The 6,179-nt window shown below is 56.9% G+C and carries 6 protein-coding genes; 5 read left to right on the top strand and 1 reads right to left on the bottom strand.

Features of this window, described 5'->3' with window-relative positions; genetic code table 11:
* The first annotated feature begins 336 nt into the window (after window positions 1-336).
* On the top strand, window positions 337-756 hold the full coding sequence (locus IH971_10480; GenBank protein MCH7498262.1) for an adenylate/guanylate cyclase domain-containing protein: 420 nt from the start codon (window positions 337-339) through the stop codon (window positions 754-756).
* A gap of 353 nt (window positions 757-1,109) precedes the next feature.
* Here IH971_10480 and IH971_10485 read toward each other — a convergent pair whose 3' ends face one another.
* On the bottom strand, window positions 1,110-1,664 hold the full coding sequence (locus IH971_10485; protein ID MCH7498263.1) for a tetratricopeptide repeat protein: 555 nt from the start codon (window positions 1,662-1,664) through the stop codon (window positions 1,110-1,112).
* A 647-nt stretch (window positions 1,665-2,311) separates the two neighbouring features.
* Between IH971_10485 and IH971_10490 the strand changes: the two genes are divergently transcribed.
* The 4 genes from IH971_10490 to IH971_10505 all read left to right on the top strand — a co-directional run bounded on the left by IH971_10490 (window position 2,312) and on the right by IH971_10505 (window position 5,796).
* Window positions 2,312-2,677, top strand: a complete 366-nt coding sequence (locus tag IH971_10490) for a pentapeptide repeat-containing protein (GenBank protein MCH7498264.1) — start codon at window positions 2,312-2,314, stop codon at window positions 2,675-2,677.
* Between the two features lie 103 nt (window positions 2,678-2,780).
* Window positions 2,781-3,014 carry a hypothetical protein gene (locus tag IH971_10495; GenBank protein MCH7498265.1) on the top strand — a complete coding sequence of 78 codons (234 nt, stop codon included), beginning with the start codon at window positions 2,781-2,783 and terminating at the stop codon, window positions 3,012-3,014.
* A 279-nt stretch (window positions 3,015-3,293) separates the two neighbouring features.
* Window positions 3,294-3,470 carry a hypothetical protein gene (locus IH971_10500; GenBank protein ID MCH7498266.1) on the top strand — a complete coding sequence of 59 codons (177 nt, stop codon included), beginning with the start codon at window positions 3,294-3,296 and terminating at the stop codon, window positions 3,468-3,470.
* A 64-nt stretch (window positions 3,471-3,534) separates the two neighbouring features.
* Entirely contained in the window at window positions 3,535-5,796 is a 2,262-nt protein-coding gene (locus IH971_10505; protein ID MCH7498267.1) for a T9SS type A sorting domain-containing protein, read from the top strand.
* The last annotated feature ends 383 nt before the right edge of the window (window positions 5,797-6,179 follow it).

The following is a 6,179-nucleotide window of genomic DNA, read 5'->3' on the forward strand; positions in this document are numbered from 1 at the left end:
CCCCACCCGGATACCTGCCGGATACGCTGCCGTTCTTGCCGTCTGTAGGTCGCAAGACTTGTGATCTGGCGGCTTGGATGCCAGGGTCAACATAGCTCTGGACACCTGACACGCATTGGTAGGCGCAAAACAAGCAGCCTCCGTCAATTGGTCGTCAGGGTGATCGCCTTGGGGGCTTTTGCTATTTCGCTAGACTACCGCGTATATTTGGCTTTAAAACGATACAACCACGATGCCCCAACAATCCAGACTGTCCACTTTCATCCTCGAGCCTGAGCACCGCCACGCATTCCGGGTGGCGGCGCTGTGAGCCGCAGACGCCAATTGGCCGCCGTTATGTTCACCGACATCTATGGCTTTTATGCCGTCGTGGACGAAGATTGGCGTCAAGCGCTCAAACTCCTCAAAAAGAATAGGAAAATCCTGACGCCGCTTGTCAAGGCGCATAACGGTATCTGGTTGAAGGAGATTGAGGACGGGCAACTTTCCAGATTTAAGAGTGCCATAGACGCGGTGAACTGCGCTCTGGAGATTCAACGAACATTTGGGAAGGACACCGATCTTACCCTTCGGATTGGTATTCATTTCGGGTATATAGTGATCGCTAAAGAGGGGATATTTGGGAATGGCCCAAACGTAGCACGTAGAATTGAACCGTTAGCTGAGCCTGGGGGCATTTGCATCTCCGAGCAGGTTTACGATGCCGTTCGGGACAATCCAGATATAAAACCTGTTTTTATCGGCAAAAAAAGTTGAAAGGCGTCAAACTCCCCACCAATGTCTATGTCCTTACAGGGCAAGGATTACCTGTCCTCCGCCCCTTTGGCGCTGGCCAATATCAGCCCTAACTCCCTTTAAAACCGTCGAGGATGTATGACATTTTAAGGATGGATGATACCGTTAGGGCGATGCGCGTTCAACCGCGGATACAGTTCGGACAGCCGAGGGTGTCGAGGCTCCCGCCGGGATTTACATTGCGCGGTTAGTCACACCGGAGGACGCTAAGTCCATCAAGATGGTGTTGTTGAATTAGGAAAGATGCCTTCCCCGCGTCCAGCACTGGGTTCGGCTCTTCTCGGTTTTTGGGCGGGAGTTACTTCAACTTGAAATCAGGACGCAGCTGGCAGGCCCCTGTAGTCGCTATTCTCGATTCGGCCAGGTAGCTGCAGGAGATTGTCCCGAGCCAGGGAATTGCGTGGATCAAGCTCCAAGGCATTTTGATAGTGGGATTTAGCTTCCCGCCTGTGTGCTTCAGCGTCAGTTAGCTTAAAGTCTAATACTTCCATTACAGCCCTCCACTCTTCCACAACGCCCATATTGTTGTAGGCCATAGAGAGTGTATTCCGATAGGAGCTGCCCCGTAACCGTGATCGCGGAAGGGTTACAATGGCTGTGATGATGGTGGCCTCCGCTTCATCGATGCGGCCCGCCTTAAGATAAACTGCACCCAGAGCCAGGTGTGCTTCTGCCATTGTTGGATCTATGCGTATGGCTCGCTTGAATTGTCGTTCGGCCCGGTCAAAGCGACCCGCCCGCTCATAGGCTTGACCCTTGTGGTAGTAGTGTGAGGGGGATGGGCCGGGTGCCGGGGGACTGTAGCCCGTCAAGATCATCAGACTACCCAATCCGATGGCGAATGAACGAGCTATTATTTTTGCGGTCATGCTCAGGCTCCTTCCGTAACTGACTAAATATACAAAGCTTTCCGGATACCGTCCGTGAGGAATGTCACAACATGGACAACGCCTCTTATGATCCATGACATCCGACCCATCTTGGAGAGAGAATCGGCCAGTGTACATATTTTCCCAGCCACTCAGAATGATGCGGCCATCCTTGGAGACGCCAGCCAGAATATTCTATACCGGGGAGGCGTGTCCAAGACCGCCTTGTGACGGTGACGCATAATAAGGCCACCAAGATGGTGCTGCTGAAGTAGCTTTGCCCACCAGCTGTGTGCCAATCTCAGCGAGGGCAAGCTCGCCTTTAAGGTCTAAATAGTTCCCCAATGGGATACATACCGGATACGCCAACAATTTCTCCGCCGGTATAATACTTGACCATTAGTCCTGTAATACCCCCATCCCGGGGACTTCTTGACTGGTTGGCAGTTTGGAACTGCTTCCCGCGCGAGTGGCCGGTATCCAAGACTGCAATGAGGCCGATTGCCCAGACCAACAGTAGCCTTGGGCCCGACGGGCTGGCCCCGTATCTTCTGGGGTGCTGTGTGCGGAAACGCCATGGATTGCCGGCCCGGGGCCGATGGCCTCCCGGCCGCTCCGCTGAATCCGAAAAAGAAAAGGATCATCCCATGAGACGAATACCTGTGTTCACTGCTGAGACACCCAGAACGACTGAAGACGAGCTCTACCTCCTGTTGCGGGAAGAGAAGGTTGAAGAATTCAACGCCCGGCGGCCGAAAAATGAACCTTGTGATCTTTCGGGCTTGGATTTTCGCGGTCTGAACCTGCGTGGCATGGACTTGGAGGCCGTCGATTTCACCGACAGCTACTTTCGCCAGGCCGACCTCGCCGGTCTCAATTTTAACAGGGTGAAACTGGAGGGGGCCAGTATCGGAGGCGCCAACATCTCCGGCACCTATCTCCCCCGGGAGCTCAGCCCACAGGAAATTATGATGTCGGTGAAGTACGGCACCCGCCTGCGGTATGGCACCTAAATAATTGTTCCGGCCTCTGGGGGCTACGTGCTTCCTGTTGGTTCCGGAATCGGGAGGCGGTTGTTAGGATATCCGCGCGGCTTTCCCTAACCCCTTCAATCCCGTGACAGCATTGCACTATGATCTCCCCCAGCGCTCCCATGTCAGGCTGGTCATCTATGATTTGCACGGCAGAAAGGTGTCGACATTGGCAGATGCTCGCGTGGGGCCAGGCTATCGCAGGGTGACCTGGAACGGCCGAAACGAGGCCGGGCGGAAGCTGCCCACCGGCATCTACATCGCCCGCATGGTGACGCCAGCGTACACCAAGTCCATCAAGATGGTGCTGCTGAAGTAAGTAAGTTGACCCTCAAGCTTTCAAACGGCGCTCCCATTGAGAAGTCCGCCTAGTAGCATACAGATTTTAGCATACTCTGCCCAAATCTCCTCCCCACTCCCTTCAATACCAGGTAGATAGAACAGCTGCGTACCTGGCCTGTAAGCAGGGGGGCAGGAAGCGAATTTCGGGGTTTTCCGGCTGAACAGTGGGGGTGGTACCTGCCCCTTTTTTGTTCGGGGGGCTTTTGTTATCCAGCCGCGCTTCGCGTATATTTGACCCGACCACGGCGCCAATCTGATGCCCCAACAGTCCAGACTCACCGTCCTTCTCACCGAGCTTAAGCGCCGCCGGGTGTTCCGGGTGGCTGCATTTTGCGGCGGCATCGCCTCTGTCATCGTTCAGATTTTTGACGGCGCTTTCGATGTGATGAGCATCCCCCCGTGGACGGGGCCAATGAATCCTGGCACGACCTGATGGGACGCTGGCAGTTCACGCCGGCCAGCCCACCTCACCATCCTGGAATGCCGTCCATATCGAAATGAAGGTTCCCAGCAACTTCGCAACTTTCCCCGTCGTCCTGTCAATGGCTTTGGGCCTGGCGCCTGGCGCCGGCCTTGCCCAGGGCGTGCGGATGGACCTGGTGGGACAGCTGGACGTACCGGGTGCGGCCAACGGCGTTTTTGTGCAAGCTGAATTTGCTTACGTGGTAACCGAGAGCCCGGGTAGCATTTTCGTAATCAGCGTCTCCGAACCATCCACCCCACAGTTAACGGGAGAAGTCCTTCTTTCCGGAGACGGAAATGCTATCGTCGTCCAGGGGGACTATGCCTACTTGGCAACCGGTCACATCGACCTGGTTTATGACGTATCAGATCCCGTGAACCCTGCGAGGGTAGGGCAGTACAGCATATATTTTTTGGAAGGGCATGGCATTTATGTTTCGGGATCGCTCGCCTACGTTGCAGCTGGCAAGTTCAGAATATTTAATGTTTCCGACCCGGGGAGCCCTTCAATTATGAGCGAGATTTCCCGCTTGGTCAATCTCGCGAATGACGTCTACGTGGTTGGCGATGTGACGGCCTACTTGGCAGTAGATACCGTGGGCATCGAGATCTGGGATGTCACGACTCCGGCTGCCCCCGACTCCCTGGGCACCCTGGACACCCCCGGCACGGCATATGGAATCCACGTCGTCGGAAATATAGCGTATGTGGCGGACGGTCTTAGTGGATTGAGGCTGATTGATATCTCAAATCCGACGGCACCAGCCGAGGTCGGCTTCTACGATACCCCGGGCACGGCACAGGACGTGTTCGTGCATGGGGATCTGGCCTACCTGGCCGACGGTGTAGCAGGCGTCCGTGTGCTGGACATAAGTGATCCGACCAGTCCGGTGGAAGTAGGATCATATAATACGCCCGGCGATGCTCGGGATATTTTTGTTGCCAACGACCTGATATTCGTGGCAGACGGCAGCCCCGGCCTTGTTATACTACGCGTACGGACAGCAACAGTCTCCCTACCCCCTGGGGCCACCGCCATCATCGCCCTGGAAACCACCAGCCTCACCGGGCTGGATGTCCAGTCGTTCCAGTTCGTGCTCTCCTACCCCGATACCCTCATCGACTCTGCCGAAGCTTTCCTGGACCCCACACTGGGTGGTTTGGACTGGGAGCTGCAGGGGCAGGCCGTGCCGGGTACTTTGTCTGTGGCTGCCGCCGGCCCGGATATGTTGTCCGGGGCGGGGCCCCTGGTGGGCCTTATATTCTACCGCGCGGCCAATGTGCTGCCCGGGGTGCTGGCGCCTGTGAACATCGAAAGTTTCATGTTCAACGAGGGCGACCCGTTGGCCTTCACGGTAGGCGGGACGCTGAATCTCCGGTTCGGCTACGGCGATGTCAGTGAAAACGGGGCCGTCACCGCCTTTGATGCCGCCCTCATATTCGACTACCTTCTGGGGCGCATCGCCCTCACGCCGGTCCAGCTACGCAAGGCGGAGATGAGTGCGGACGGGACCGTTACGGCCCTGGATGCATCCCTTGTGCTGCAATTCGTGGTGGGCCGCATCGATTCGTTCCCCGTCGAGTTCGCTACCCCGCCCGTGTATCCCGCTGCCGGTGAGCTGGTCCTGCCCAGCATGCCAGGGGCGCCCGGCGACACGGTCAAGATGCCGGTGGCGCTGGCGAACGGCGAGGGCATCTATTCAGGGTCGTTCCTGTTTGAATATGACAGAAATGCGCTCGATCTGCTAGGTCTGGAAGCTGGGAATGCCCTCGGTGACGCACTGCTGGACGCTGAGTTTACCTCCGGCGAGGCGGCCGTGCAGTTCGCCGCCGCCGATGTCATTGCGGCCAGCGGGACCTTGCTGGAAGCGGTGTTCCTCGTCCGGGAGGGTGCCCCCCCGATCACCCATTTGCGATTGCGCGATGTCCGGTTCAACGAGGAGTCGGCCGTGGCGGTGGGTGATTCGGGACAGATTGTCCTCTCTACCACGGATTTGACCGGGCGGGCCGCGTTGCCTCGGCAGCTATTACTCCACAAGAACTATCCCAATCCCTTCAATCCCGTTAGCACATTGCAATATGATCTCCCCCAGCGAGCCCTTGTCAAGCTGGTGATCTATGACCTACGGGGCAGAGAGGTATCGACGTTGGTAGATGCACGCGTGGGGCCAGGCTACCACAGAGTGACCTGGAACAGCCGAAACGAAGACGGGCGGGAGCTCCCCTCCGGGATCTACATTGCCCGTCTGGTGACGCCCAATTACAGCCAGTCCATCAAGATGGTGCTGCTGAAGTAGCAAAGCCCGCCTTTCAGGCCTGAAATAGCCTACCACCCGGATACCTGCCGGATACGCTGCCCGTCCTACTGTCGGTAGGTTGCCGGATCATCGGTCTGGCGACATCGGACCACGGTCATTATACTTAGGAACACCTTAGAAGCATAGGTAGGCACAAACCAGCAGCCACCGGTAGGGAGCCCCCAGGGTGATTGCCTTGAGGGCTTTTGCTATCCCGACACGCTGCCCGTATATTTGGCCTTAACACAGCCTTACCACAATGCCCCAGCAGTCAAGACTATCCACCTTTCTCGCCGAGCTCAAGCGCCGCCAGGTGTTCCGGGTGGCGGCCTTCTATGGCGGCATCGCCTTTGTCATCGTGCAGATCATTGACGGCACCTTCG

This window comes from Candidatus Neomarinimicrobiota bacterium (assembly GCA_022560655.1).
Lineage (GTDB): Bacteria > Fidelibacterota > Marinisomatia > SCGC-AAA003-L08 > TS1B11 > JADFSS01.